The following is a 26,380-nucleotide window of genomic DNA, read 5'->3' as shown; positions in this document are numbered from 1 at the left end:
CACGCCCTGCCCTACTTTCCATCAGGAACGCCATGCGCATCATCTATGTCGATGTCGACACTCTGCGTGCCGACCACACCACCCCCTACGGCTATCACCGCCCGACCACGCCGAATCTGCAACGCCTGGCCGACAAGTCGGTCGTCTTCGACCGGTACTACTGCTCCGACTCCCCGTGCATGCCCTCGCGAACAGCCTTGACCAGTGGGCAGTTCGGCATCACCAATGGCGTGATCGGCCACTTCGGCGAGGCGGCGCGGTTCCGGCTCGATGCCGGGCACGGCCCGGAACCCGACCGGCCGCTGCTCGGTCAGCTCTTGCAGTTCGGCGGATATCACACCGCCGCGGTATCGGTGTTCGCCGAACGCCACCGGGCCTACTATTTTCACGGCAATTTCCGCGAATCCATTCGGGCCACACCGAATTGGGGCGACGAGGATGCCGCGGACGTCAACCGCGCGGCCATCGACTGGATCCGCCGGCATGCCGACCAGGAGAACTGGTACCTGCACCTGACCTATTGGGAACCGCATACCGATTACACACAACCGGTGGAGTGGACCGATCGGATGGCCGCATCCGGTCCCGTACAAGCCTGGCCCGATGCCGACACCATCGCGGACCACGCCGAAATCTACGGTCCGCGAAGCGCTCTGGATCTCAACTATTCGCTGCGCGGCGACGGGCGCTCACCGGTGCCGCACAATATGCCCGACGCCATTGCCTCGCGCGCCGACTTCGAGCATCTGATTAACGGCTTCGACGGTGCGATCGCGTACTGGGACCACCACTTCGGGCAACTGCTCGCGGTGCTCGAGAAGCTCGGCATCGCCGAGGAGACGGCGATCATCGTCAGCGCCGATCACGGAGAATCCCTCGGGGAGAACGGTTCCTACGCCGAGCACGGTCTCGCCAACGAGCCCACGCACCGGCTGCCGCTGGTCTTCTACTGGCCCGGCGTCACCGACGAGGTGCCCGATGCGGGCCGCCGCAATGATGCCCTGCTCTACAACATCGACTACGCGCCGACCGTGTGCGAGCTGGTCGGGCTACCGAAACCCGCAGGCTGGCAAGGTGAATCGTTCGCGGCAGCCGTTCGTGGCGAAACCCTCGAATCACGCGACTATCTGGTACTCGGACATGGCGCACACACCTATCAGCGCGCCGTGCGCACCCGAGATCACCTCTACATTCGCACCTATCACCCCGGTTGCTTCCGCGCCGAATGGGAGCAGCTGTTCGACGTCACCGCGGATCCGCATCTGACCGAGGATCTGCTGCAGACCGAACCGGAACTGCTCGCCGCCATGCGATCTCGGCTGGCCGAATGGTGGAACACCTACGCCGGACGTCCGGGCGCCCTGCCCGATCCCATGCAGACCACCCTGCAAACCGGGCCCACCTATTACAACGATCCCGTCACCTACGCCCGGCACCTTCGAGAAACCGGCCGTGCCCATCTGGCCGAGGATCTGGAACAGCGGCTGCGGAACTACGCGATCCCGGTGTCCTGGCATGCCGCGGACCAGCCGCGCACCGCCGCGCTCGTCCAGCGCTGGGCGGAATTGGCACAGGCCGCCGCGCAGCGATCGCTCGACCGGCCCGAACCGGCTTAGGCGCACGCCTCCGACTGAATCGGATTCGGCGCACCTCTCAGAGCATCGGTGATCATCTAGGCCCCGAGCGGCCGGTCCCGTGCGCATCGTCCTCGAATTTCCGGACGAACAACGTATCTACCTCTCCCCCAGTGGCTTTCGGCCTCTCGCTGCCATGCCGCCAAACGACTAGGTCGCCATGCAACCAGTATCTCCAGACTCGACCGACCACACCGCCACCATGAGTGCCGCCACCGCCCAGGGACCGCCGATCGGCACGAACCCGGGCCAGGACTCCTCTCTCGGGTCCGCGCTCGCACCGAGTACGCCGGACAGTGCGCGCCCCGGTGTGGCGCCCGGCGGTGCGGCCCGCAGCTGGCGACAGCTCGCACTGCTCAGCGGGCTGATCAGCATGGACAACAGTGAAGGCGCGGTCGTCTCCACCCTGTTCCCGGCGATCCGAGCGGCGCTGGATCTGAAGCTGTCGGCCCTGGGCATTCTGGTCGCGGTCAGCAAGGTGATCGGCATGATCTTCGGCCCGATCTGGGTCGCGGTCGCGAACCGGCTGGGCCGTAAACAGGTCCTGGTCATCTTCTGCGGACTGTGGGGAATCTGGTCTGTCGCAGCGGGATTCGCACAGAACTTCGCGCAGCTGCTGATCCTCTACGCCATCGGCGCGGTCGGCTTCGCGGCCGGCGGCCCCCTCGTCAACGGATTGCTCGCGGACATGTTCCCGGAGCATCAGCGGGGCCGCGCCGCGGGTTGGCTCTATGCCGGATTCGCGGTGCTGGGCGCGGTGATCGGCCCGCTGCTCGGCCAGTTGTCGCGGATACCGGAGGGCTGGCGCTACGGCTTCTTCGCCTGCGGAGTCATCACCGTGCTGTTCGGGCTGCTGGTTTGGCGCTATTTCGTCGATCCGGGCGTCGGCGCCAGCGATGCCGCACCGCCGCTGGGCAAGAGCACACCGGGACGGGCCCAGCTGACCGCGGCCTTCGGCAGTCACACCCTGCGGCTGATGATGGTGCAGCGCCTGACGGCCACCCAGTTGGCCTTCCTCAGTTTCGGCACCGTCTATCTGGTCAGCGTCCGCGATTTCAGCACCGCGCAGGCGGCTCTGGTAGCCCCGTTCGCCATGCTGACCTACGTCCTGGGAACTGTGGCGGGCGGATATGCCGGAGACCGTGCCGGACAACGCTTTCCCGGCGCCGGGCGCCTGGCGGTGTGGCAGGCCGCGGTGCTCGGCTGGGCGGGTGCGGCGGCGCTGGCCTCGCAGGTCGCCTGGCCGGGGCTGTGGCACTACGCCGTGGTGTTCTCGATTCTGGGTCTGCTGCAGGGCTTCGGCCCCGGCAGCACCCGCCCCATTCTGATGGCGGTGACCCGGCCCGAACTGCGCAGTGCCGCCTTCGCGCTGATGCTCGGCGCGGAGTCCGCGGGCTGGGCACTGAGCACGCTGGCGCTGGGATATTTCGGTGACTCGGTCGGCCTGCAAGCGGCATTCCTGTGGCTGATTGTCGCCGTCAATGTCGGCAACGGTCTGTTCATCACCCTCATGTACCGCCCCTATCACCGCGAATCAGCCGCACTCCGAACCGAATTGGCCGCCGCCCGCGCCGCGGCCGCATCCGCCGCCCAGTGAGGATTCCATGTCCAGACATCCAAATTTCATCCCACCCATCACCGAACAGCGGGGCGCGGAATACGCACCGATCATCGAATCACTGCTTGCCGCATTGGATCTGGAGGACAAGACGGTATTGCTGTCGGGACAGGATCTGTGGTCCCTGCCCGCTCTGCCGAAGATCGGGCTGCGGTCACTGGTCATGTCGGACGGTCCGGTCGGGGTGCGCGGTGTCGGCTGGGGTGCGGACGATCCCTCGCTGACCCTGCCGAGCCCTACCGCTCTGGCCGCCACCTGGGATCCCGAACTCGCGCACCGGGCCGGGCAGGTGCTGGCGCAGGAGGCGCACCGCAAGGGCGTGCACGTCCTGCTCGCACCGACCGTCAATCTGCACCGATCGCCCCTGGGCGGCAGGCATTTCGAGGCCTACTCCGAAGATCCGCTGCTGACCGCGCGGATCGGCGCCGGGTATGTGAACGGGGTGCAGGAGCAGGGGGTCGCCGCCACCATCAAGCATTTTGTCGCCAATGACGCTGAGACGCAGCGGTTCACAGTGAACAACCAGGTCGGGCCGCGCGCACTGCGGGAGTTGTATCTCGCGCCGTTCGAGGAGATCATCGCCACCGCCCGGCCGTGGGCGCTGATGTCGGCGTACAACTCGGTCAACGGCACCACCATGACCGAGCATCACCACCTACAGGTCCAGGTGCTGCGACGGGAATGGGGATACGACGGTGCGGTCGTCTCGGACTGGCTCGCCGCCCGCGATACCGTGCGCGCCATCGAGGGTGGGCTCGATATCGCCATGCCGGGTCCGCTCACGATCTTCGGGCCGGCACTGGCTGCCGCGGTGCGGGCGGGTGAGGTCGCCGAATCGACCGTCGACGATGCCGTGCGACGAGTGCTGCTGCTGGCGGCTCGCCTGGGACTGCTCGCCGATGTCGCGCCGGCGGTGCCCGAGTCGGCGCGACCGGTTCCGCCCGATGGAATCGCGACGGCGCACGAGATCGCCGCGCGCGCAATGGTATTGCTTCGCAACCAGGACCGGGTGCTGCCGCTGGATCCGGAGGCCGTCGGCAGTATCGCCCTGATCGGGCGGGCGGCACGTGATGCGCGGGTGCTGGGCGGCGGCTCCGCCACCGTCTTCCCCGCCCGTATCGTGTCCCCATTGGAGGGGCTGTGGGCCGCCCTGCCCACAAATGTGGCACTCACCTATGCCGTCGGGGCGGATCCCAACGAGGGATTCGACTTGGCGGCAACAGGTTTCGATCTGCACGCGGTCCTGCGTGCGGAGGACGGCGCGGTGCTCGCCGAGCAACCGCTGACGCTCGCACGGGTGCGGTGGACCGATACCGCCCTGCCCGCAGAGGCGGACTTCCATGCCCTGGCCTCGGTGGAATTCACCGGCACCTTCACCCCGCAGGAGACCGGGCCGCACGTGTTCGGCATCGGCGGCCTCGGCCGCTTCCGGCTCACGGTCGGCGACCGGGTGCTCTTCGACGGCATGCAGGAAACCCCCGAGCACGCCGATCCTTTCGAGGCGCTGACCGCTCCGCCGACCCCGCACGGCTCGGCGGAGCTGGAGGCTGGTCGCCCGGTCACGATCAGCCTGCTCAATGCCACGCCCAAAGCGGCGCTCGGACCGATCCAGGGGGTGAGTTTCACGCTGGCCGTTCAGGAACCGCGGCTCGACGACGACACCCTGATCGCCGAGGCGGTAACGGCCGCGGCCGCCGCCGAGGTGGCCGTGGTGGTGGTCGCTACCACGACCGCGCAGGAGAGTGAGGGTTCCGACCGGGAGAATCTGCGATTGCCCGGCCGTCAGGACGAGCTGATCGCGCGGGTCGCCGCCGCGAATCCACGCACCGTGGTCGTGGTGAACTCCGGGTCGCCGGTCGAAATGCCTTGGCGTGAAGAAGTATCCGCGATCCTGGTCAGCTGGTTCCCTGGACAGGAGGGCGGCGCCGCACTCGCCGATGTCCTACTCGGACGCGCAGAGCCCGGCGGCCGGCTGCCCACCACCTGGCCCGTTCGCCTGGCAGACGCACCGGTATCCCTGGTCACCCCCACCGACGGTGTATTGCCTTACGACGAAGGCATTTTCATCGGATATCCCGCCTGGCAGCGCCTCGACGTGCGGCCGGCGTACCCGTTCGGGCACGGCCTCGGCTATACCGATTGGCACTACGAGAACATCGTGGCGACAGCGCGCGAGGTTCGGGTCACCCTCCGCAACAGCGGCTCCCGCCCCGGGCGCGAAATCGTCCAGATCTATGCCGGGCCGGTCGACGCCGACGATTCGCGTCCGGCGTGCCGGCTGGCGGGATTCGCCACGGCCACTGCCGACCCCGGCGAGACCGTGGAGGTCGACATCCCGCTGGCCGAGCGAATTTTCCAGATATGGGACGAGACGCGGGGCCGATGGTCCACGCGTCCAGGCCCATACCTGATCCGCGCCGGGCACAGCAGTACCGATCCAGGCCTGTCCACCACCGTTCGCGTCACCGCGACCGATCAGGAGGAGGTGACATCGGCCCACCCCTGACACCGTGCACTTCTGACCAATTGAATCACTGAAACCCGAACCCGCCGAAACTTTTCGAACTCGGCGGGCCGGTGAACACTGCCTGCATACCGATTCTGGCATCGCAGGTCTTATTCGGCATACCGAAAATCTGCAAGACCGGCGCCTCGCCGCTTCGCGCAGTCGAATATCGCACGCGGGCAATAAATCTCGCCTCCGCCGGCGCTCTCCGGCATCGATTCGAGCCTACCTGCTACGTGCGAGCAACCGGAACTTCGACGGCTCGGATATGGCCGAGATCACGACCGGCACCATCCTGATGAGGAAACATATGAATATCCGTCTCGCCTCGTACACCGCGGCCGTGCTGACCGCGAGCGTGGTCGGCACCGCCACCGCGGTGGCCGATCCCGGTACAACCGCGCCCGCGGTCAGTTATCACGCAACCCTCGACAACACCTCGGTCGTGGCCACGCTCGACAACGGCGTGTTCGCGCTCGCCGACGATCAGCGCTCGGTCACCGTCCGCGATATCTCCGGCCAGGTCCTCGACGCACTACCGCTGGCCCTCACCCTGGACGGTCAGGGGCTGCCCCTCCACTCACAGATCACCGATGCGGGACGTACCCTGCGACTCACCCCGGATCTGGGCGGACTCGACCGATCCGCCCTGAAACCCGTTGCGGCGCCGCTGGAAAACCAGCTGGCCATGAACGACCTGATCAATGCGGTCAGTATCGGAACCTCACTCGGCAGCCTGGTCGGCACGGCCATCGGCGCGGTGATCGGCGTCGGTGTCGGGGTAGTGCTCGCCGGTGCGTCCTGTGTGGTCCTGAGTCTGGGCTGCGTTGTCGCCGTACTGCCGATCATGGCCTTGGTCGGCGGCGTGGGCGGATTGGCCGGGCTCGTCGTTGCCGGTGGCCCGGTAGCTGCCGCGGCCCTGTTCGACTACGTCACCACGCTCAACACCGCACCGGGACACAGTAGGTACGCACCGAATCTGCAGGGCAAGCCCGGCATTCCAGATGCTGCCGCGACCGACGCCCCGAACTGAGCCGTAGGAGCATCGTTATGAACCTTCGCACAACAGCTTTCGCCGCCGCAGTGGCGGCGGGTGCGATAACGGTTGCCGCCACCCCGGCAAGCGCGGAACCGGACACGACACTCGGCTACCACGCCACGATTCGCGACAATGCCGTCGTGACAACGCTCGACGAAGCAACCTTCGCACTCGCACCGGATGCGCAATCGGTACTGGTGCGAGACGCGGGCGGCGAGCAGCGGGTCAGCGTACCGATGACCTATCAGCTCGACGGCGCACTGCATTCGATTCAGCAGCAGATCACCGACGACGGCCACACCCTGACGCTGCGGCCGGGCACCGACCTGCAGCCGGTGGCATCACCCATGGAGAACCAACTGGCCATGAACGAGTTCTCCAGCCGAATGCTCACCGGACCGGCCGTCGGCACCGTAGTCGGCCTGCTCCTGGGCGCGGTCGTCGGAGGTGTGGTCGGCCTCGGCTCCTGCCTGGTCGTCGGCCCGGCATGCCTGGCCACCGTGCCCGCCGCGATCGGCGCCTTCGCTGCCGCCGGCGGCGTGCTCGGCACCCTGGCCCTCGGCGGCGCCGCGGCCGCCGACGGCCTGTGGAAATACGTCACCACCCTCCAGGCCGCCCCGGGCCAGAGCGCCTACGCACCGAAGGTCACCCTCGATGCCGACGGCACCGGCGTACCCGACGCCAATCTCCGCCTCCCCAGCGGTTCGGCGAACGGATTCAAGACCGGCTCATCGGGAGGCTCATCACACGGCTGAATCAGTTTGCAGCACTTGACTACTGCGTAACTCTGTCATCCATCCTGCCGCCGAGCCGGATGGATGACAGACGTGCGCCGGAAACGGCGGGACTGCGATGTCGCCGCCGGATCGGTTCACCCGGCCCGTCAGCGCTCCCAGATCGATTCGTCGATCGGTCCGGCGCCCGGTTCGGCGACGAATTCGGCAGCGATCCGCTCGGCGACCGCCCTGTCGAGGGTCGCCGTGCACCAGTTCATCGATACGTGGATGCACCCATAGGCTTCGACCACGTTGAAGCCCACGAAGTTCGGGCCCGGCGGTGCGATCGACACGGTGATCCGCGGTGACGCCGAGCCGGCGGGCTGTGGCGCGTTTGCCCACTTGGTCGCGTACGAGATCATCAAGCGGACGGTGCGGTCTCCGTGCTGCCTCGCCGGTGACCGGCCGGGACGCAGAATTGTGTAGTGCCGCAAGGCATCACCGAAGATCAGCAGGGGCAGCCCGCTGTCGAGGATGCCGCCGATTCGGGCGCTCAGCTGGGTCGGCGTGTCCGAATCCGGGACCGGGACCGACTTCGACCAGCTGAAATTGCCGTCGACCGACGCGTCGGCCAGCAGATATCGCCGCAGGTCGACCATGAACGCGACCGAGCCGTCCACGGTGAGCCCGTGATGGCGGCACAGCAGCAGCGCCCGCATCGTCATGATCGACATCACCGACGCCGCCGAGCCACGCGCCGCTCGAAACACGCGGACCCGCTGGGTGAACGAATCGGAACTGACCGCAGTCACCACCGCGAAGGAAGGCGAGCGGGCGGCGCGTTCGACCGCAGGCCGGGCGCTGGAGGCTCGCAGGTGCCTGAGTTCTCGCTGGATCGCGATCGCGTGCGGCAGTCGCGATCCGGGCGGGCCGAATACCCGCAGCAGTCCGCGGGCCAGTGGCGCGCCGGTCATCTGACCGGAGCGAATGCCTTGCCGATCGCCGGGCGCGAGCAGCATTCCGAGGAAATACCATGCCGCGAAACCGTCACCCGGTGCGTGCGAATGACTGAACTGCGCCCAGTCCCGGCCCAGGGTGAGCCGGAATGGCAACCCGCCCAAGTCGAGTCCGGCGGGATCCAGCGCGTCGTCCGGCGGACAGCTTTCCTCCGAGCCCGCGACAAGCGCCAGCAGGAACGCGGCCTCTCGCCCCGGCGCCGGACGGCCGGTGCGCCCGCGCTCGACACACAGCAACCGCACCCAGGGATCGTCCGGGTAGGCGACGGCCCAGTCCGCGAGCCAAGCCCGGACCTCCTCCACGCCGGGCGTCACGATCGACCGAATCACCTTCACGACCGGCACACCGCACCACATGCGATCGCGGCGTCGGAGCCTGCGGATGTCGACCGCGGGCCAACCGGCTATATCCCCGCCACTCGATATGCGCGCAGACCGCAGATCCAAGCGGTGACGTGCGTTCACGGGTCATAGTGTGCCCGCAACTGACACCGCGCGAGCCGGAAGCGGATTACCGATGCGGCATATGCCGAACTTTGCCCGTTGCCGTGAAAGTTACTGTGCCAGTATCGAATCGACTCCTTCGGAGCGAACCTTTCGTTCCGACTACTCGCCGGGAACCACACCCGATACTCGGCGACCCCGCAAGCACGGCCAAAGGAAATATGGGCGTTTCATATGTTGGGGGACTTCGTAGTATCGGCACCCCAACAGAAAGGCACGCCCTGATGAAACACCGGATCGTCCTCACGGCCGCCGCGATCGCCGTCCCACTCCTGCTCGCGACGGGCATTGCGCAGGCCGCACCAGGCGCTTCGCCGGAAGCGGCCGAAACGATCGCCGCCGACTCCGGTTCGGCACTCGGCAACAACCTGCTGACCACCGGCTCGGTGCAGGCCCTCATCGGACCCGGCAGCGTGTGGTCCAACCTGTGGAACACCATCGGCAATTCCGGCTCGGGCCAGAGCTTGCTGCAGGGCGCCGGCTCCGGCGGTTACCACCCCGTCGGTTAAGCGGAAAACCTATGCCGTCAGAACGAGCAGTCGGTCGCCCGGCCCGCCCAGCCACCCTTCAGAAACTGGATGACGGCACAGAACACATCCGCCGATGAGGACCCCGCCACAGGTACCGGCGCGGACACCGAGTCGATGGAAACCGGTTGCGCCACAGCCGAACCCGCTGGTGCGACAAACCCGATCGCAATGGCTGCGACAACTACGAGCTGTTTCATCCGAATCGACATGCCCTCGACCCTAGGAAGATCTGAGCAGGCCCGCAATCAGGAACATGCCCTAACTTCTCCCTGCTTGCGGTACTGCTGATTCGTCCGGACAATCAGCGGCACAGCGGATTCGGGTTGCCGATCCCGCCCATTCCGGCGATCAATTCCACTATCGGGTGCTCGACAGAATCGTCATCATTGGGCCGGGCGTATCTCCTCGGCTGCCGATCGATTCTGCCGGGATTCTCCGGATCCCGCGCGCACGATCAGAGACCGCGATTCCCCCTTGAATGCGGTCGCCGCCACCGACGGATGGTCCATCGAACCGGCACATAAGCGAGGGCGACGAGTATCGCGGACCCGGTGAAAACCTCGACGCGCCCATCGCTGCGAGCATGGCTCTGCATCTGCGCCTGGCTCTGCAGGTCCCCGGGGACGCTGTGAGACATCCCCTTCATCAGCCCGCCTGGCCAGTAGAGGTGCACGTCGTGATCGCCGCGAACGTGGCCGTGCAGCACCTCGCATCCATCGATCGGAGCCATCACAGCGCCGCCACAGGTAGCAGTGTGCGTCAGATCGTGGACCCCGCTGATGAGCAGACCGACCGCCACGGCGACGGCGACCAGCACCGGCACTCCCAAACCGAACAAGGCCCAACGCGCCGGGGACTTCACGAATGTCCTTCCGGTGTAGCAGTTTTCGCGGATCAACGATGGCACGTGCCGTATTTCGCGCGCAGCGTCTTGTGGAGGGCAATGGCGGCGGCCGTGACGGTGTCGACGGGACATGTGCCCATCATCGACGGTCACGGCGCTGACCACTCCAAGGAGACTGTGCTCGACACCCGGTGCTACCACCATTGTCGATGAGGTCGGTCGAGACGAGGCTGGAAAGCGACCACACCGACTCCGCGACGTGTCGGCGACGACTGGGACGCCTATTTGGCTACTGCGGACAAGGGTTTGTTGTCCGCGCCGGGCTTCTTGCATTCGATGCGGACCATGACCAGCGTGCCGAACGGGCCGACGGCGCCGATGCCAGGTTTCTCCTTCGACAGCTCCTGCATGAGCGCGATGCCGGTGTCGTCGTCTGTGTCTTTGGCCAGGAAGTCGTGACAGGTCATGTCCGCGACGTTGGTGGCATGCACTTCGGTCGAGGGATTGACGTCCAAGGCGACCCCGATTGCCTGGGTTCCTTTGTCCTTGCAATTCATTTCCGCCCAGGTGACGCCCAGTTCGCCAACACTCGAGCTGTGCCAGCCGGGGTTCTCGCCGGCGATCTGACGCAGCAGATCCTCTTTGTCGGACTGGCTTTCGGCCAGAAAAGTAGAACAGGCAGTCTTGGACGCCGGCCCCAGGCCCGCCGCGCGATCAGCGGTCGTTGTGGGCGAACTGGTCGTCACACTGGTAGGCGCAGGGCTGGCCGTCCCCGAGGTTGTGGTGCCGCAACTGGTCACGGCGGCGACCGTAGCCGCAGCACCGACCAACGCAAGAACAAATCGCATCATTGAGCTCCCACCCATCGAATCTCCCCACCGGACAAACACATTCGCTCCGGCTCCGAACGATCTTGCCAGGCCGGTGTGCGGCCTTGGAAATTGCCGTGGCAGCGGCAGCCGATGATGTAGCCGCGGCCTACACCGAAGCGCGACGGCGAATCGACCGTGCCGTGGACGGGCAGGTCGTCACCCGCGGTCCACGTGAAGCGGACCGGAAGCCGCATCTGATTGCCGCAGGCTCTGCCAGTAGCCTCGCTCGATCTCAGCTAGGTACTGGCTCAGGTCGAAGCGAACTTCCTCAACTACCCGGTCGTCGGCGCCGGGGTACATCAGATCGCTCCAGATGACAGTCTGGCCTCGGAGTTTGACCCGGACCTCGACTCCCGAGGAGCCGCTGGACGCTTCATCCTGCTCAGTTACCTGTACGGTCCGGGCTTGCCCAGTCGGATAGAGCGGTCCTCCCGGCCTGAGTAGCTGGCTCAGGTGGCCGCCGACCGCGCCGCTGTTGCTGCGGGTGATGAAGTCGACGCCATCAACAAAGAGGTACGCATGTACGGCACTGCAAATCGGTGGTCCGGGGCAGGCGCTGATCAGCAACGTGCTCACTGAGGGGCAACCTGAACGACCAGTCAGGGTGGCGCGTACCACGCGCGGGGACCTACGAGGCATACGACCTTCGTGACGTCATGGAGCAGATCTTAGATGCGCTCTGTCTATCCCGTCTGCGGCCGGTGCTGCAGATAGACCTCCGTACTGGATCGGAACGGCCAATAGCGATATCCGCTCACGCCGTGTACCTCGCTGATCGAACTGGCCAGCGGCGTAGCGGAATATCAACGGGCCAGGCCGATTCGAGGCCCGCGGATTCGGCTCTGTACTAATCCATGGCCCTCGTGGGGTCTGTTCCGAGATCGATGATTTCAGGCGGTTCCCAGGCGAGCACATTGATGCAGTCTTCGTCCACGAGGAAGTATTCGCGAAGACCAGCCTGCTCACCCCGCCAAAACCTAGGGCGCTGACGCTCCATCTCGAGCCAGCCACCTCGAAGGACTTCCCACAACCAGCCGTGAGGTTGGCTGTAGGTATTCCAGTATTCGGTGACGTCTGTTTCGTTCAGTACCCGGAACCCTACGGGTGCGCGGAACACCACCTTCGCGTACGAGAAGCGACGGCCCTGAATGGCGATGGTGAGATCGCCGTCGTAGCGCAGATCCCGCACTACCTTCGACGAGTACCGGCTCGACTCGGCTACCAGGCGACATTCCGGAGCGAAACATAGAGCCGGGGGGTGCGTTTCGCCGTGACGCATGAGCTACGCCTGATCGATCTATTAACTACACCTGACGAACTGACCGACCCCGGCGATTTCGAGTGGTGGACCGAAGAAGCCGAGGTCCCCCGGACTCGTTCGTTCTCTGCCTTCGGGTCCCTGCCGGTCGGATCCTCCTGACGTACTGGTACGCGGAGCTGCATGAGGTGATCTTTCAGACGCCTGCCGAGTCCGAAGCCGCGGCCGCAGAACGCAACGCCTGCCTATTTGCTCACTACGGCCAAGGCTTGGGCTGGAATGAGGTCCTGGACAACGGCTTCGGGAAAACATATGAACGCGAGGATCAACAGCTGTTCGCGATGTGGAGCTACGCGATGGACTACACAACGATCGGGACGGCTGCCTACGCGGATGCCCGCCGAGCCTTGGCCTGAGCCTGGACGGCTCTCCGAGCAGGTTCGCGCTCGCGTGGCACGTTGAGGTTCCCCCCAAATGGTGGACGGGGGTTCTATGCGGCCGAGGAATCGGCCGCGTGGAGTGACCGCTCATAGCGGTCGGGGCTGAGCATTCCGATCGCGGAATGGCGTCGCCGAGTGTTGTACCGATTCATCCATTTGTCAACTGCAGCAACGAGTTCCGACTTCGTGGTGAAAGTGTGCCGGTAGTAGTACTCGTGCTTGAACGTCGACCACAGGCTCTCCGCGCCGGCGTTGTCCCAGCATATTCCGGTCGCACCCATCGACCTGCGCAGCCCGTGACGCGAGCAAACGGCGGCCATGGCGCCCGCCGTGTATTGGGCGCCCCTGTCCGAGTGAAGAATCGTGCCCGCACACGAACCGCCGCGAGTGGCGACAGCCAATTCGACAGCGTCGGTGACCATTTCGGTGCGCATGTGCTCGGCCACTGTCCAGCCGAGCACCTTTCTGGAGTGCTCATCGCGGATCGCGCACAAGTACATGTCGCCTTCACCGCAGGTCAGATACGTGATATCCGAGGTCCACACCGCATCGAGGCGGCCCCGGTCGAAGTCGCGATCCACCAGATCCGGCGGGAACGACGCGGCGGGATCGGTGATGGTGGTGCGGATTTTGAAGGTGCGCGGGCTGATCCCGGCCAATCCGATCTCGGCCATGATCGCCGCGACCGTCTTCTCCGACACCCGATCACCCTGCTCACGCAGCTCAGCGGTGATGCGCGGCGCACCATAGGTGCCGTCGGAATCGGTGTGAACGACTTGGATTTTCACCGTCAGATCAGCGCGGCGTTGCTGCCGATCAGTCAGGACGGTGGCCGCCGCGCGTTGGCACCAGGCATAGAAACCCGAGGTCGATACGCTCAACAGGCGTGCCATGCGGGTGATATCGGTCCGAGCGCCGGTGATCTGCGGGGCGGCGCACTCCGCGGCCATCAGCTCGAACCGGGCCGGTTCTGCTGCATCGCCGCGAAGTACGCCGAAGCTTTTTTCAGGAACGCAATGTCCTTGTCCTGCTCCGAGACTCGCCTGCGCAAAGCGAGCAACTCGGCTCGCTCAGCAGGGCTCAACGGCGCCTCGCCATGGACCTCGGCGGCCGCCAGGCGGCGGCGTTCGTCTTTGACCCAGCCGCCCAGCACTGGCTCACCCACTCCGAGCTCGCGGGCGACTTCGGCGATCGTGCGCCCGGTGTCGATTACCCGGTGCGCGGCCTCGACTTTGTACTCGGTCGTGAACGACCGACGCTTGCGAGGAGGCATAGGGACATCCTTTCAACAGGACTTGTCGTCCTGCTAATCAGGTGTCCACCGATCGGGGGGAGCCTCACGTGACGACAAGGTTCTGGCCATTGTCCGAGGCGCTCGCTGCCCGAGTTCGCGCGCATCCTGTATTGCCGCGACGCGGGCGGACCGACATAGGCCTGACCGCCTGCCGCCGAAGGTCAACGAATCGAGAGCATCTCGGCCCACGGAAAGTACTGGTCGCCAGTACGCTGCCGATCGTGGTTGCAGATTGGTACGCGGGATTGTCCGGCCTAGAAGTTGAGCAGGTATGGGTCTGGAGCGGCTGGGTGCGCATCGTTCTCTTCGACCCGGTCCCGCGCGCTGCAGGCGATCCCCATCTGGATCTCAACGATTTCCAATTCATCGACGCCGAGGGCAAGGAATGGGCTGTCCGAACCGAGGACGACCCCCGCACGGCAGGCCCAGTCCTAGGTTTGTTGCGATGCCGACTAGCCAGTGCACAGACGAAGGATGAGGTACTGACTCTCACCTTCGACAGCGGTGCACGCATCGTGGGTGACCTTCCCCTGTGATCGCCGACGCGATACTTGCAGGACCTCCGGCCCCACGGTCGGAAGGAACGTCCTCTTTGCCGCGTGGCGCGCGGTTCGAACCGGCCACGCGGCTTGCAGGAAGATCAACGGACAGAGACCAACCCGGCTCCGTTGACGCACCATAATGCCGATTTTCGTACGAATCCATGCGGGGCGTGAACTCGCAGAAGCCAGCGTCGGGCGACGCTGTGCTACGGAATTGGGAACTTGAAATCCGGACCACCTTCACGCGGTATCACGAACGGTGTCACTCCCGCCTCGACGGGCTCGACCTCGAGGTCGGCAAAGATCAGCGAAAGATTGTGACCGTTGGTCTCGATCTTCGCCTCGTAGAAGGGGCGGTCGAGGTGCGCCGACCAGGCCTGGGCCTCGTCAGAATCGAGTTGGAGTTTCGCGCCCGGATACAGCTCTTGCCAGCAGACTCCCCAGACGTACCCGTCCATGTCACCACCAGTTTCATAGTTTGTGAGTCGATCGTCGAGTGAGCGCGCCCAGACCTCAACTGGCAATGCTGTCGTCGCTGTGGCACGAACACAGTATTTGAAGCGGTACCGCAGATACTCCGGCTTGATACCGGTCCGGGGATCAGCAGTCGCGTAGATGAAGATGTCGTAGTCACGCATGTAGTCAGCGAAGCCGTGGTACACGATGCCCTGATCGAATACCTCATCCAGGGCCTGAGCGATCTCTACAGCGTCCACGAAGTCATTCTGCGGCACCATGATCGGGAAGTCGCAACGATGCACTCGACACGCGCTCATGCCGCTGACCGAGCTGATCGAACCGGCCACCGCGCGCTCGCGGAAGATCAACTGGCCGTGCTCATCCGAGGCCGGCGGAACGCACCGTACTGCCGAATTGAGGGCGAGGCTGGGTTAGGACCGGGACGACGTCGATAGGCGGTCTGTGCTCAATCTTGTGCTAGCGATCAACCGGGTACCGCACACCGCCCTCGGCGATACGCCAGTACGTCCCAGGTCGTTTACTCTCAGCCAGCTCCGCCCATCCTGCCTCGACGAATCGAAGGAGCTCGGAAGCGGAGCGATCGCTCGGCCAGAAACCAGACAGCAGTCCGACACCTCTGATCGCGTATCGATATTCCGGGTCGGTTGTGTCCCACCAGTCGGTGATCCATCCCTTGGTCTCCAACTCGAAAGGGAGTGACAGCTCGAGGACGTCACGCAAGGCCGACACGATAGAAGCGGCAGTGTGTTCGTAGATCGTGTACTCGCCAGGACTCCGGATTTCCAGGACCCAGTTGCTGTCGGCCCCGGGCAACTCCCAGCCGTCAGCGGCGAGCAGAGCCTCGCCATCGGCAGAAATCCGTTGCACGCCCAGCATGTGGTTGGACGAAACCTCGCACTGCAAGATGGTGCGAGTACGCAAGAACTGTACATATCCGCAGTCTGTCGACAAGATACGAATGCCTTGCTCTGGCAGCGTGAACAGCGACCAGGCCAACGCTGCGGAAAACCATTCCCATACAGCATCTACGGCGGACGCCGTATCGCTGTCTTTCCGACTCCGGTCCATCCGACACCAATCCTCGATCTCACATCACTTCGGCGATGTTATCGCCAGATCGTGATCGCCTCAGCCCCAAGATCAACTGGCCTTCGTTCGCGGGCGCAGACCGCAAAAGATACGTACTGACATGACGCGACCCGGGCGTTGGTCGGCCGTCCAAACTGGCTGGCCGACAGCGCTTCCTGATGACCGCTTGAACCCGCACCGATTACCGTGCGGTACCGAAACTATCACGCGGCAGACCCGAAGGTGGGTGGGCAACGATCATCTCGGCTGGCAGCGGGCCCGCTGACGGTGTGCGGCAGTCGATTACAGCGTGATGGCACAGCCGTACGTGCTGGCCCAGCGGGAAGCGACGACGGCCTAGCGGATGACCATTGCCAAACACAGAGTCTTGTTATCGGTTTCCTCGAACGACGCAACCTTACCGAGGGCAATGGTGTCCAGCGCTGGGCATTTCGAATCCTGACCTGGGCCGAGTACGGCGGTGACCTGGTACAAGGTGCGAGAGTCCGAACACGGTACGACAAGCTTATCCGCGATGTCGATGCACTCGCCTACCCGGGCATCTGCCATACGTACCCTGGAATCCGGAATTGCTGCAAAGGCGATCGAACCCGTGATGACGGCGATAACCGCAGCGCCACAGACTCGCAGCGCGAGTCTCGTCGACAACGACAGGTCTTGCCAGGTGGTTCCCCCGAGCTTCACCGGATGATCTTAGAGTGGGTCGGCTATTCAAGTGGCAGTGTAGGACAGGAACCCTCTATCGACGGAGCGCGCAGCGACATCCTGGACTGGTGTGTGCCGCTGACCGAGTCGGCCAGCGTGGCTCCTCGTAAGCGTTAGGGGCGGAGGGGATCTGGAGCCGACCAGACGTACGCTCTTGCCGATGAGCGTAAGGCTGCGATGTCGGTGGGCGTCGTTATGTTGTCCTGGAACGAGTTTCGGTCCAGGAATAGTGATGGGGAAACGTGGTCGACCACAATTGGGTGCAGTTGCTCGAGGAATTGCCGCAGTATCTGTATCCGTACCCTCCAGGCGAGCACGAGGGTGCACTGCTCCAGATCCGCGATGTCGAGACCGGCTATCGAGTGTTGTTCTGCGACACCGGCGGTGTCGAGGTCATGGTTGCGTTGCCGGACGAGCCGGAAGCTAGGCAGCGGTTGGTCGATATCCTCCGGACACATCGCACGACCAATGTCGGGACGTTGATTCTGACTACCGGGGAGGTGATTCGTGCAGATCACCGACCGATGTGGGGGCCGTCCTCGGTCTTCGAGGACCCGGGCGACACGGCGGTGTGCCAGGTCTCGACGGCGTGGACGGTTGCCGACAGGTTTCGTGAGGAGGTGGCTGCCGCTCTTGTGGAGATCTTCCGCGACGGCTGGGGCGCCTGCCCACAACGATTGCGCTACAGCGTCTCGAACTTCGCCGGACCCGAGGATGCCCTGCATTGCCTATCCCAGAAACTGACCGCGGTGGCTCCGGATCGCCCAACACACCGCAATGCTGGCCAAACCCCCACGAGCTGGGACGATTTCGCCGAACGGCTGGAATGGGCGATCAACACCTTGCCGTATGGCGGGATCCTGAGTTTGCACGGTCCCAACACCGATCCCGAATACACCACCGTCGAGTTCGCCAACCAGTTCCGCATCCACAATGTCACTCTGGTGGGACCCGCCACACACCGCGATCGCACCCAGTTGCGGCAGCAGATGGGCGAACTCGGCTGGGAATGGGAACCGATCGAAGGCGTGGGCGAGGAATACCCGATGTGGAACTCCGAACCTGTACGAACCTGGAGCGATTTCAGGCTGCGCGGACTCGTGCCACGTACGGTCGCTACCCTGCGTGACGTGTTCGACGTGGCCGACCCACGAGACCTGACCTTCACCGCAGAAGCTCAAACCGATGACCCGACCCTCGCCTACCTCGATGCGGAGCTCGGCCTGACACGCCGGCCCCGATGATCGCGTGCAGACCGATCGACAGCGACAAAGCTGATGATCGCCAGCGGGCGTCGTTCCGCACTCGCTGCAAGAAGGTCGTCGGATCGGGCGGTAAAGGCGGGTGCTTGACGCTGCGGGGGACAGAGGCGAGACCAGGCATTCACTGGGCGATGGACGCGCTCGTGTACCGTGCGAAAGTCCTCGGCCTCGACGGATTCTGACCGAATACCGGCCGTTTAGAACGCACTACATTGCCGCGTTGCGCGCTGTCTGTATCGGCCACGATGACGGCGGGCAACGGCTTGGGCGGTCGCTGATTGCCTCGAAGTCACTGCGCGTCAGCGCATTAGAGTGATCTATTGGAAGATCGACAGCAGGCGGAGGGGAATCCAGTGGCCGATACCGACATGTTCAGCGTCTATGCACGTATCTCGGTGCAGCCGGGGCAGCGTGACATTGTCATCGAGCTGATCAACGAGGCGGTCCGGGCTGGCGGGGAGACAAACGGACTGATCTCCTACAGCATCAATGCGTCGCTCGACGAGCCAGATGCCCTGTGGGTCACGCAGCTGTGGACCGACAAGGCGGCGCACGACACAACCACCCACAGTGAGCCGGTCAAGGCTGTATCGCAGCGGATGGTTTCACTCCTGGCAGCACCCCCGACTGGTTCCTACGGTCTCGCCGTCCACACCCAGGGGTATGGCCGGTAGCGCGGCCGGCAATGCACTCCTCTGCCGCGTTGCGCGCTGAGCGAACCGGCAACACTGCTTGTCGGAAAATCAACGGGCAGAGATCATCTCGGCCATTCGAACGCACGCAACTGCCGACTATGTGATGTTGTTGGGCTCGTCGATTCTGTGGCCGACCGTCACAAGGAGTCCGTGGATATCCGCGATGACCTCGAGCACGTCGGGGTCATCGTTACGGTCGAAGGCCGCGGTGACCGCGCGCAGCGCTGGTCCCTCGTTCAGTCAGGTGACCAGTTCACGGTAGGTCGGTGATGATCGATTCCAGAAGGCGTTGCGCGGGACCAGAAGTCCATCCTTCTGTCGGCAGTCCCGAGTGACGAACCCGTGCAGGCGGCGGGCTGCGACCTTGCAGTCGAGTTTGGCCCAGCGCGACAGCCGGGGCGCAATCGTGTCCTCGGCCAAACCCAATGCGCACACCAGGGTGTCCGCGCACTCGTACGAAGGGTCGCGGGTCAGCAGATCATGCCAGAGCGCATCGAAGACGGCAGCGATGGCCTGTGCCTGTGGCCATGATTGCCAACCCGCCCGGCGGAGTTTGTCGTAGAACACTTCGATGTCGGGCATGCGGCTGTCATGGCTGTGCAGCAGTTGCAGAATCCGCCCGGTCAAGTAGTGCAGATCAGCTGCGGAACCGACGGTGTTGAGTGCACGGAAGGTGTACTTACCCAGTTCGATTCCGGTCAGCTGGTGACGCGGGAGTGTGAGGAGAGGTGCGTAGTCTTGTGTCTTCCCACAGTCCGCGCAGCAGTCGATCGCCGCGGGTGGCCGAACCGAGCCGAAGGCTTCGTCGAGTGCCTCCAGCCTCAGCGTGATCCCACGATCGGGTGCATCGGACCCGATCTCGAACGGCTCACCGGACGATCTACGCGATGGCCGCATCTCCGCCTCCATTCCGCATCCCACGCCGACCCAACGCCCCATACTTCCAAGTGGCGTGCGTCCATCTCCCGAAGCAGCGTTGGCTAGTAGTGATATGTGAAGTAGCCCGAGGCCCACTCGTCCCTGTCGACTTCGCATCTGTCGATGTGAAAACAGTCAGGTTCGTCTCGGAAGCCCGGGAGGTTCCGCGCTTTGCGAATTCGTTCGTTTGCGCGTTGCTCGGTTGAGTAGGCCCCCAAGAGTTTGACGTCGTCTCCCCCCTCCTCGTCCCAGATGAGGTCCCCATCGTTATCGACGTGTCGAATCGGAGCACCGTCCGACGGGCGCGCGTGATGGATGTGCCGCAGTAGATAGACGTCCACGACGCCGGAGCCTATACCGCACGTTGGAAGACATGGGCCTCTGATCCGTCAGTTGGTGGCGAAACGGGCCGCGAGCCAAGAACATCCGCACTGGCACAGAAGTCATGGGACGTCGGCGTCGAGTGAGACACGGAAGCCGACGGCCACGGGCAGTACTGTCAGCTCGGCATACGGGCCGTCGGTACGCAGCAGCGGCGCGTGCAGAGGAGTCCGGCGTTTACCGGCGGTCAGGGTGGTCCGGCCGGGAGCCGCCCGACTCAGCGCTGCGACAGCACAACCGGCAAGCACCGCTCATTCCAACGTACTGAATTGCCGAGAAGCGCGAATTCAGTTGAACGCGCGCTTCTCTGACCTGTGGGGCCGTTCTGTCGCAAGCCGCTGATCCGTTACTGCGTGATCGAGCGGGCCGCGAGAACATTCAGCAGTGTGGTCACGAACGGCTCGGCCGAGCCGAGGTAGCCGGCGTGGTCACCGGGAAACTCGACGAGTTCAGCGTTGATCGTCGGCGCGAACTCCAGGGCGGGCAGCGCGGGCCGGAAGGCACGCGAGTCCGCACCGATGCCGAAGATCAATCGGTCGGCCGACGTGGCGAGCGCGGGCACGTCCGGCCCGTAGCCGACCACGTCAAGCATTTCGTTGCCAAGAAAGAACGGCAGGTTGGCGTGCATGCGGGCGCGCATCTCGCCGATAGCGGGCGGCAGTTGCGTCGGCTCGGCCGACCGGTTCTGTGCTGGTACGCCGGTACCCGCGCCGAACTTCTGGAACGCGGAGTCGGTGCCCTCGCGCAGAAACGTGGCGTGGACGTCGGCGAAGAAGGCCGCGTGGTCGGCGGCGTCGGGCAGGACGGTGAACATCGGCGGCTCGTGCGCGATGACCAGGCGCACCCGGTCCGGATACCGGCTGAGCAGGTCGAGCGCGGTGATAGCACCGCCGCTATTGCCGAACACGCACGGCGGCTCATCGGTGAGCGCGTCGATGATCGCGAGCGCGTCGTCCGCGCGTTCGCGCACCGGTTGCGGGCCGGGGTTGTCGATGGTCAGTGCGCTGCGCGAGTTGCCGCGCGCGTCGTAGGTGATGACCGTGTAGCGCTGCGCGAGCGCAGCGGCGACGAACTGGAACACGTCGCCGTCACCCGTGTTGCCGTGCAACAGGACCAGCGGCGGGCCGTCGCCGCGAACCTCGTAGCGCAGACGGGCACCAGGCACATCGAGAAAACCGGTCGTACCCACCATTATTCGCTCCCCCCAGGAAGGTTGATATCGCCAGGGCCACTCTAGCTTCGCGGCCGCCCTCTGCCCCAGCCATTCCCCGGCTGGAGCGTTTGCACAGGGAGTGCCCACCCCAAGCGCTGACTATGGTTAACGAAAGTATCCGGTCATGCCGCACAGCGCGCTCCGCAGTTCGGGCAGCGCCGCACGGCGAAAGATCAACCGGCCGTTCGGTTCTGAGTACATACGCAGGCCGCCCGGTCGGCCGAGCGGTGTGTTGCGCCGAGTCCGCGCCGACGCGGTCCCGTAGACGCTCAGGGGACATGAACTGCCATCCGACCGACATCCCGTGCCTGACCGGCACTCACCGCACCTGACCGGCTAACAACACTCTGACGTCAGCAGATGGCACCACTGCACGATGCTCCACCCATCACCTGACGAATGGACACCCGTGAACACACCCACCCGCGTCGAGCCGTTCCCCACCCCACAGCCCAGCTACCTGCCGGCCGCGGACGCGCCGAAGAAGCAGAAGAAATGGGTGTGGCTGGTCGGCACCCCGGTACTGGCTCTCGCCCTGGCTGCACCCGCATGGAACGGCGGTCCGGCAGCGGCCGACGTCACTCATCCGGATATCGCGGTATCGGAATTTTTCAAGGTGGATGAGTCCAACGGGTGTTAAGCGGCTGTCGTGTCGGCCTCCTGGGTGGCGTCGTCGGCTGGTCGGTTGATCCAGACGGTCTCGGGTAGGTCAAGGATCTTCGGTGCCGTGGTGGTGCCGAAGCGGTGTGGGTGGCGGGCGCGGGCCTGGGCGAGCACGGCTTGGCGGGCGGCGGCCTTGTCGGTGGCCAGCCCGTAGTGAACGTCGGCGGGGGTGTGTAAACCGATGCCGGTGTGGCGGTGTTGGTGGTTGTACCACCCGGCGAAGGAATCCATGAATTGTCGTGCCTCGGTGAGTGATCGGAAACGTTCGGGGAACTCTGGACCGTATTTCAGAGTCTTGAACAGCGCCTCCGAAAAGGGGTTGTCATTGGATACCCGTGGCCGTGAATGCGAGCGGGTGACCTCGAGATCGGCGAGCAGAGCGGCGACCGATTTGGACGTCATCGACGTGCCCCGATCGGCGTGCACTACCTGCGGAATCCCGTGGACCCCGAAGATCTCTTTCATCAATTCCGTTGCCAGAACACCGGATTCATGATTGTGAACATGGACCCCGACGATGTAACGGGAGTAGATGTCGATCATCACGTAGGCATCGAAATACTGTCCCTTGACCGGGCCGGCGAGCTTGGTGATGTCCCACGAATACACCTGCCTCGGTGCGGTGGCGACCAACTCCGGACACACCTTGGCCGGATGCCGCGCCAACCGGCGCCGCTCCTTGACCTGCTTGTTTTCCCCTAACACCCGATACATCGTGGACACCGAACACAGGTAGGTGCCCTCGTCCAGGAGCTGGGCGAAGACCTGCAACGGCGCCAGATCGACGAACCCGGCACTGCCCAGTTTCTCCAGGATCGCGCGTCGCTCGAACTCGGAGAGCTTGTTCACCGGATCTGAAACCGGTTGCGGTACACCCGAACTCGGTGCCGCGGCGGCCTTACGGCGGCGGTTCGCGGTGGAACGCACCAGTCCCGTCAATACCGCCGCACGCCGAGTACCGGCTCCGGCATCGGTCAACGACATGTACGCGGTGGTCAACGCCTTCTGCGCTGCTCGTCGGAATCCGCTCTCTCGGAGAGAGATTCCAAGAGAGCGTGTGCTTTTCCCATGATGTCCAGGGCGGCCTCGGTAGTGACGAGACGTTTGTTGGCACGCGCTAATTCCGCTGTCAGACGTGCGATTTCGGCTTGCTCAGCGGTCAGTTTACCGACCTTCTCACCCGGTTTCTTACCGGAGAGGACCCCCGCGTCGCGCTGCTTGCGCCACTCGCTGATCTGCGAGGAATACAGCCCTTCTCGGCGCAGATACCCGCCACCGTCGCCGTGTTCGATCGCCTGCTCGTAGGCCTGCAGATACGCCAACTTGTCCGCTGCGCTGAACGCACGCCGCCGCTTCGGCTCGTCACCACGCGGCCCTGGAGAACCCATCCGCCCATTGTGGCCTTCGGCGACCGCGGCTCTTGTCCTGGTCATGAAATAGCGATCCGTCTCTCGCCCTGCATCTCCGATTGGCTCCGAGCCGGTGGACTCACCTCACCCTGACACGCAGGGTATCGACACACGCGGTCGAATTCTCCCCGGCCAAGCAGGACACCTCCAGCCAGCACAACGCCATCCAGTCTGCCCAGCAGTACCTCGACTACTCTGCCTTCTCCCGCAGCGGTCTGATCCACCAGCTCGAGTACGAGGACTTCTCCACCGCAGACGCTACGTTCGCAGTGGACAGCCTGAATGTGGACTGGAACGAGCAGGCGGCAAAGAGCGCCAAGCAGTACCTCGACTACACCTCGTTCTCCCGGTCCGGACTGATCGATCAGCTGGTGTACGACGGCTTTACGCGCGCCCAGGCCGAATACGGAGCCAATGCCTCCTACTGACACTCTCTTTCGGCGGTAGACCCTGTCGGCGAGAAGCGAGCACTGCGACGCGCGGCGGCCGTAGTGCTCGCGGGAGCGCGGCGCGTGGGGATTTCATCACCACCACAGCGTTCACGTCGGGTGCCCGGGCCAAACCGGTCTGGCTTCAGTCAGCGGGAGTCGGCGATAGTGCCGCGACCCGCGCTGTCTGAATCGGCCAGCGCACGATAGCCGAAAGATGTACGGCCCGATACCGTCTGGGCTGGGGAACGTCCCGATCCCAGTCCCCTTTCCAAGGTGTGATGAGGCAAGAAGCAGCCTGCACCTGATCTACCGAGGTCTCGCCGCTTCCGCCTGAATCCGCATGTGACTGCACCGAACTCGTGCTTCCTTGTGACTGCACGATCGGTATAAAGTGACGGCATGAACCCCTTTATGGGGCGAATCCGCACAGGTCAAATGACTGAAGTACTGTGCCATCACATGAGTGATGATCTGCTGGGCAAGAGCGCGCTGGTCACCGGGGCGAGCCGGGGTATCGGGTTCGCGGTGGCGTCGGAACTGTTGCGGCGTGGGGCGAATGTGGTGGTGACGGCGCGGAAGCTGGGGCCGCTGGAGGAGGCGGCTGAGGAGCTGCGGGGGCTGGGGTATGCGGGGAAGGTGGTGGCGGTCGCGGGGAATTCGGGGGAAGCCGAGGCGCGGGCCGAGCAGGTTGCCGCGGCGGTGGCGCAGTTCGGGTCGCTGGATGTGCTGATCAACAATACCGGGATCAATCCGGTGTACGGGTCGCTCATGGAGGCTGATCTCGATGCTGTGCGCAAGATCTTCGACGTGAATGTTGTTGCGGCACTGGGGTATGTGCAGGAGGCGTACAGGGCGTGGATGGGTGAGCACGGCGGGGCGGTGGTGAATGTCGCCAGCGTCGCGGGGCTGCGGTCCACCGGGGTGATCGCGGCCTACGGTGCGTCCAAGGCGGCGCTGATCCGGCTGACCGAGGAGCTGGCCTGGCAGCTCGGGCCGAAGATTCGGGTGAATGCGGTGGCGCCGGGCGTCATCAAGACCAAGTTCGCGGACGCGCTGTACTCGGCTGACGAAGAGGCCGCCGCGGCGGTGTACCCGATGAAGCGGCTCGGCTCACCGGAGGATGTGGCGGGGCTGATCGGGTTCCTGTCCTCGAGCGAGTCCGCGTGGATTACCGGCACCACCATTCGCGTGGACGGCGGACTGCTCGCCACCGGCGGCATCTAACAAAAACGTCCGCCCCGCAACATGATTCAGCGCGGGGCGGACGTAGGCTGTGCGGCGGCCGATCAGCGCCACACGAGCGCGGCGAGTGTATCGCTGTGCCGGTACTTCAGGTACTTCTCCACGGTGGGGACATCGACGTCGGCGGTGGCGGTCGCGAAGGTGATCACCACGAATTGCGATTGACTGCCGTCACGCCATTTACCGGTCTCCCAGTTCGAGATGTAGCTGCCGGCGGGCAGGTTGATGTCCTTGTCGTCGAACTGTCCCGATGCGGCCGACGCCTTGTCGGGGGTGCTCATGGTGAGAATGAACTGGGTGAGCATGACCGCGCCGTTCTCGGCCTTCCACACCAGCTCCGAGCCGTACTGGCAGCCCAGGCCGGTGAGTTTGCCCTTGACCTCGACCGGGGCGCAGCTGTTGTAGTCGTGCCCCTCGACCCAATCCGCCTGCAGCGCCACATCACCGAGCTTGAAATTCCAGACCTGCCCGTATTCGGAGTAGGTGAACTTGCCGCCCGCGGGCGCGCTCTTGGTGGTCGTGGTGGGCCGCGCGGTCGTGGTGTCGGTGGTGGTCGGTGCGACGGTGGTCGTCGAGGTCGCGGCGGCCTGGTTGTTCGAGTTGTCGCTCCTGGTGACGACGACGATCGCGCCGACTCCGATCGCGAGCACCGCGACCACGGCGAGCACGATGCCGACGATCAGCCCGGTATTGCGGCGCGGCGGCTGCGGCGGCGGCCCGGCCGGATATCCCGGCTGCTGCAGATACCCCTGCTGCCCACCCCAGCCCGGCTGCTGCTGCCACCCCGGCTGCTCGACCGGCTGCTGCCACCCCGGCTGCGCCTGCGGCTGCTGCCATGCGGGCTGTTCGCCCGGCCAGCCCGGCTGCGGCTGCGCGGGTTGCACCGGCTGACCCCACCACGCCGGATCCTGCGGCGGCTGGCCCTGCCCCTGGCCGTACGGATCGCCTCCGAACCCTGGTCCGGACGGTGGTCCGGGGGGATACGTCATGTGTTCACCTTTCGCGGTGTGCCGGAACCCTCCCGACCCGGCAACAAGTCACCGAACTGTATGACGCCTGTCGATCATGATCCAATCACG

Annotated in this window: 26 protein-coding genes and 1 pseudogene; 13 read left to right on the top strand and 14 right to left on the bottom strand. The window is 64.8% G+C overall.

Annotated elements, in window-relative coordinates; genetic code table 11:
* The first annotated feature begins 32 nt into the window (after nt 1-32).
* The 5 genes from OG326_RS18775 (at nt 33) to OG326_RS18755 (ending at nt 7,552) form a co-directional block, all read left to right on the top strand.
* Nucleotides 33-1,616 (top strand): sulfatase family protein, encoded by a 1,584-nt coding sequence (locus OG326_RS18775; protein WP_327145938.1) that lies wholly within the window; start codon nt 33-35, stop codon nt 1,614-1,616.
* A 220-nt stretch (nt 1,617-1,836) separates the two neighbouring features.
* Entirely contained in the window at nt 1,837-3,231 is a 1,395-nt protein-coding gene (locus tag OG326_RS18770; RefSeq protein ID WP_327145937.1) for an MFS transporter, read from the top strand.
* 7 nt (nt 3,232-3,238) lie between these two features.
* A complete protein-coding gene (locus tag OG326_RS18765) occupies nt 3,239-5,758 on the top strand; it encodes a glycoside hydrolase family 3 C-terminal domain-containing protein (protein WP_327145936.1) in 2,520 nt (839 codons plus the stop codon).
* Nucleotides 5,759-6,026: 268 nt separating this feature from the next.
* Nucleotides 6,027-6,791: a hypothetical protein gene (locus tag OG326_RS18760; protein WP_327145935.1), complete on the top strand. Its 765-nt coding sequence runs from the start codon at nt 6,027-6,029 to the stop codon at nt 6,789-6,791.
* 17 nt (nt 6,792-6,808) lie between these two features.
* A complete protein-coding gene (locus OG326_RS18755) occupies nt 6,809-7,552 on the top strand; it encodes a hypothetical protein (RefSeq protein WP_327145934.1) in 744 nt (247 codons plus the stop codon).
* 128 nt (nt 7,553-7,680) lie between these two features.
* On the opposite strand, the gene OG326_RS18750 is transcribed toward OG326_RS18755, so the two are convergent.
* Nucleotides 7,681-8,865, bottom strand: coding sequence for a hypothetical protein (locus tag OG326_RS18750; protein ID WP_327145933.1), 1,185 nt, complete (start codon nt 8,863-8,865; stop codon nt 7,681-7,683).
* Nucleotides 8,866-9,257: 392 nt separating this feature from the next.
* Between OG326_RS18750 and OG326_RS18745 the strand changes: the two genes are divergently transcribed.
* The gene (locus tag OG326_RS18745; protein WP_327145932.1) at nt 9,258-9,542 is read left to right on the top strand and encodes a hypothetical protein; all 285 of its coding nucleotides are present in this window, start codon (nt 9,258-9,260) and stop codon (nt 9,540-9,542) included.
* Nucleotides 9,543-10,688: 1,146 nt separating this feature from the next.
* Here OG326_RS18745 and OG326_RS18740 read toward each other — a convergent pair.
* From OG326_RS18740 to OG326_RS18730, 3 genes are all read right to left on the bottom strand, one after another.
* Complete coding sequence (locus OG326_RS18740; RefSeq protein ID WP_327145931.1) at nt 10,689-11,153, bottom strand: hypothetical protein; 465 nt, start codon at nt 11,151-11,153, stop codon at nt 10,689-10,691.
* 282 nt (nt 11,154-11,435) lie between these two features.
* Nucleotides 11,436-11,855: a hypothetical protein gene (locus tag OG326_RS18735; RefSeq protein ID WP_327145930.1), complete on the bottom strand. Its 420-nt coding sequence runs from the start codon at nt 11,853-11,855 to the stop codon at nt 11,436-11,438.
* Between the two features lie 271 nt (nt 11,856-12,126).
* A complete protein-coding gene (locus OG326_RS18730; RefSeq protein WP_327145929.1) occupies nt 12,127-12,468 on the bottom strand; it encodes a hypothetical protein in 342 nt (113 codons plus the stop codon).
* Between the two features lie 257 nt (nt 12,469-12,725).
* On the opposite strand from OG326_RS18730, the gene OG326_RS18725 reads away from it, so the two are divergent.
* A complete protein-coding gene (locus OG326_RS18725; RefSeq protein WP_327145928.1) occupies nt 12,726-12,953 on the top strand; it encodes a hypothetical protein in 228 nt (75 codons plus the stop codon).
* A gap of 74 nt (nt 12,954-13,027) precedes the next feature.
* Here the strand turns inward: OG326_RS18725 and OG326_RS18720 are convergent, their stop codons facing one another.
* Entirely contained in the window at nt 13,028-13,927 is a 900-nt protein-coding gene (locus tag OG326_RS18720; RefSeq protein WP_327141149.1) for an IS3 family transposase, read from the bottom strand.
* Nucleotides 13,927-14,250 carry a transposase gene (locus tag OG326_RS18715; protein WP_327141148.1) on the bottom strand — a complete coding sequence of 108 codons (324 nt, stop codon included), beginning with the start codon at nt 14,248-14,250 and terminating at the stop codon, nt 13,927-13,929. The genes OG326_RS18720 and OG326_RS18715 overlap by 1 nt, the downstream gene beginning before the upstream one ends.
* A gap of 242 nt (nt 14,251-14,492) precedes the next feature.
* Between OG326_RS18715 and OG326_RS18710 the strand changes: the two genes are divergently transcribed.
* Nucleotides 14,493-14,807, top strand: a complete 315-nt coding sequence (locus OG326_RS18710) for a hypothetical protein (protein WP_327145927.1) — start codon at nt 14,493-14,495, stop codon at nt 14,805-14,807.
* Between the two features lie 212 nt (nt 14,808-15,019).
* On the opposite strand, the gene OG326_RS18705 is transcribed toward OG326_RS18710, so the two are convergent.
* The 3 genes from OG326_RS18705 to OG326_RS18695 form a co-directional block, all read right to left on the bottom strand.
* Nucleotides 15,020-15,640 carry a YxiG-like protein gene (locus tag OG326_RS18705; protein ID WP_327145926.1) on the bottom strand — a complete coding sequence of 207 codons (621 nt, stop codon included), beginning with the start codon at nt 15,638-15,640 and terminating at the stop codon, nt 15,020-15,022.
* A gap of 109 nt (nt 15,641-15,749) precedes the next feature.
* Nucleotides 15,750-16,361: a TY-Chap domain-containing protein gene (locus tag OG326_RS18700; RefSeq protein ID WP_327145925.1), complete on the bottom strand. Its 612-nt coding sequence runs from the start codon at nt 16,359-16,361 to the stop codon at nt 15,750-15,752.
* Nucleotides 16,362-16,718: 357 nt separating this feature from the next.
* Nucleotides 16,719-17,066 (bottom strand): hypothetical protein, encoded by a 348-nt coding sequence (locus OG326_RS18695; RefSeq protein WP_327145924.1) that lies wholly within the window; start codon nt 17,064-17,066, stop codon nt 16,719-16,721.
* A 425-nt stretch (nt 17,067-17,491) separates the two neighbouring features.
* On the opposite strand from OG326_RS18695, the gene OG326_RS18690 reads away from it, so the two are divergent.
* Together OG326_RS18690 and OG326_RS18685 are read left to right on the top strand one after the other, a co-directional pair.
* The gene (locus OG326_RS18690; RefSeq protein WP_327145923.1) at nt 17,492-18,331 is read left to right on the top strand and encodes a TY-Chap domain-containing protein; all 840 of its coding nucleotides are present in this window, start codon (nt 17,492-17,494) and stop codon (nt 18,329-18,331) included.
* Nucleotides 18,332-18,702: 371 nt separating this feature from the next.
* The gene (locus OG326_RS18685) at nt 18,703-19,023 is read left to right on the top strand and encodes a putative quinol monooxygenase (RefSeq protein ID WP_327145922.1); all 321 of its coding nucleotides are present in this window, start codon (nt 18,703-18,705) and stop codon (nt 19,021-19,023) included.
* Nucleotides 19,024-19,284: 261 nt separating this feature from the next.
* On the opposite strand, the gene OG326_RS18680 is transcribed toward OG326_RS18685, so the two are convergent.
* The 3 genes from OG326_RS18680 to OG326_RS18675 all read right to left on the bottom strand — a co-directional run bounded on the left by OG326_RS18680 (nt 19,285) and on the right by OG326_RS18675 (nt 21,535).
* The gene (locus tag OG326_RS18680) at nt 19,285-19,941 is read right to left on the bottom strand and encodes a hypothetical protein (protein WP_327145921.1); all 657 of its coding nucleotides are present in this window, start codon (nt 19,939-19,941) and stop codon (nt 19,285-19,287) included.
* Between the two features lie 83 nt (nt 19,942-20,024).
* Complete coding sequence (locus OG326_RS43045; RefSeq protein WP_442790973.1) at nt 20,025-20,303, bottom strand: DUF7336 domain-containing protein; 279 nt, start codon at nt 20,301-20,303, stop codon at nt 20,025-20,027.
* Nucleotides 20,304-20,689: 386 nt separating this feature from the next.
* On the bottom strand, nt 20,690-21,535 hold the full coding sequence (locus OG326_RS18675) for an alpha/beta fold hydrolase (RefSeq protein WP_327145920.1): 846 nt from the start codon (nt 21,533-21,535) through the stop codon (nt 20,690-20,692).
* Nucleotides 21,536-21,965: 430 nt separating this feature from the next.
* Here OG326_RS18675 and OG326_RS18670 point away from each other — a divergent pair, with 430 nt between their 5' ends.
* Nucleotides 21,966-22,196, top strand: a complete 231-nt coding sequence (locus OG326_RS18670; RefSeq protein ID WP_327145919.1) for a hypothetical protein — start codon at nt 21,966-21,968, stop codon at nt 22,194-22,196.
* On the opposite strand, the gene OG326_RS18665 is transcribed toward OG326_RS18670, so the two are convergent.
* A protein-coding gene (locus OG326_RS18665; RefSeq protein WP_327146491.1) for an IS3 family transposase occupies nt 22,193-23,607 on the bottom strand; the annotation gives its coding sequence in 2 pieces (ribosomal slippage) (nt 22,193-23,241 and nt 23,241-23,607; 1,416 coding nt in all). The two genes, OG326_RS18670 and OG326_RS18665, sit on opposite strands and share 4 nt — an antisense overlap.
* A 146-nt stretch (nt 23,608-23,753) precedes the next feature.
* Here OG326_RS18665 and OG326_RS18660 point away from each other — a divergent pair.
* Together OG326_RS18660 and OG326_RS18655 are read left to right on the top strand one after the other, a co-directional pair.
* Nucleotides 23,754-24,056 (top strand): annotated as a pseudogene (locus OG326_RS18660) (Ltp family lipoprotein); the annotation flags it as partial.
* A 462-nt stretch (nt 24,057-24,518) separates the two neighbouring features.
* Nucleotides 24,519-25,283: an SDR family oxidoreductase gene (locus tag OG326_RS18655; RefSeq protein ID WP_327145918.1), complete on the top strand. Its 765-nt coding sequence runs from the start codon at nt 24,519-24,521 to the stop codon at nt 25,281-25,283.
* A gap of 62 nt (nt 25,284-25,345) precedes the next feature.
* On the opposite strand, the gene OG326_RS18650 is transcribed toward OG326_RS18655, so the two are convergent.
* Nucleotides 25,346-26,290 carry a hypothetical protein gene (locus OG326_RS18650; RefSeq protein WP_327145917.1) on the bottom strand — a complete coding sequence of 315 codons (945 nt, stop codon included), beginning with the start codon at nt 26,288-26,290 and terminating at the stop codon, nt 25,346-25,348.
* Nucleotides 26,291-26,380 lie beyond the last annotated feature (90 nt).

Source organism: Nocardia sp. NBC_01327, assembly GCF_035958815.1.
Classification (GTDB): domain Bacteria; phylum Actinomycetota; class Actinomycetes; order Mycobacteriales; family Mycobacteriaceae; genus Nocardia.
The sequence above is the reverse complement of the archived record's forward strand: the minus strand, read 5'-3'. Positions and strand labels throughout refer to the sequence as shown.

Coding starts and splice junctions, on each gene's coding strand:
- OG326_RS18775 (WP_327145938.1), top strand. CDS start 33: ATGCGCATCATCTATGTCGATGTCGACACTCTGCGTGCCGACCACACC.
- OG326_RS18770 (WP_327145937.1), top strand. CDS start 1,837: ATGAGTGCCGCCACCGCCCAGGGACCGCCGATCGGCACGAACCCGGGC.
- OG326_RS18765 (WP_327145936.1), top strand. CDS start 3,239: ATGTCCAGACATCCAAATTTCATCCCACCCATCACCGAACAGCGGGGC.
- OG326_RS18760 (WP_327145935.1), top strand. CDS start 6,027: ATGGCCGAGATCACGACCGGCACCATCCTGATGAGGAAACATATGAAT.
- OG326_RS18755 (WP_327145934.1), top strand. CDS start 6,809: ATGAACCTTCGCACAACAGCTTTCGCCGCCGCAGTGGCGGCGGGTGCG.
- OG326_RS18745 (WP_327145932.1), top strand. CDS start 9,258: ATGAAACACCGGATCGTCCTCACGGCCGCCGCGATCGCCGTCCCACTC.
- OG326_RS18720 (WP_327141149.1), bottom strand. CDS start 13,927: ATGGCCGCGGAGTGCGCCGCCCCGCAGATCACCGGCGCTCGGACCGAT.
- OG326_RS18715 (WP_327141148.1), bottom strand. CDS start 14,250: ATGCCTCCTCGCAAGCGTCGGTCGTTCACGACCGAGTACAAAGTCGAG.
- OG326_RS18700 (WP_327145925.1), bottom strand. CDS start 16,361: ATGGACCGGAGTCGGAAAGACAGCGATACGGCGTCCGCCGTAGATGCT.
- OG326_RS18680 (WP_327145921.1), bottom strand. CDS start 19,941: ATGCGGCCATCGCGTAGATCGTCCGGTGAGCCGTTCGAGATCGGGTCC.
- OG326_RS18675 (WP_327145920.1), bottom strand. CDS start 21,535: ATGGTGGGTACGACCGGTTTTCTCGATGTGCCTGGTGCCCGTCTGCGC.
- OG326_RS18655 (WP_327145918.1), top strand. CDS start 24,519: ATGAGTGATGATCTGCTGGGCAAGAGCGCGCTGGTCACCGGGGCGAGC.
- OG326_RS18650 (WP_327145917.1), bottom strand. CDS start 26,290: ATGACGTATCCCCCCGGACCACCGTCCGGACCAGGGTTCGGAGGCGAT.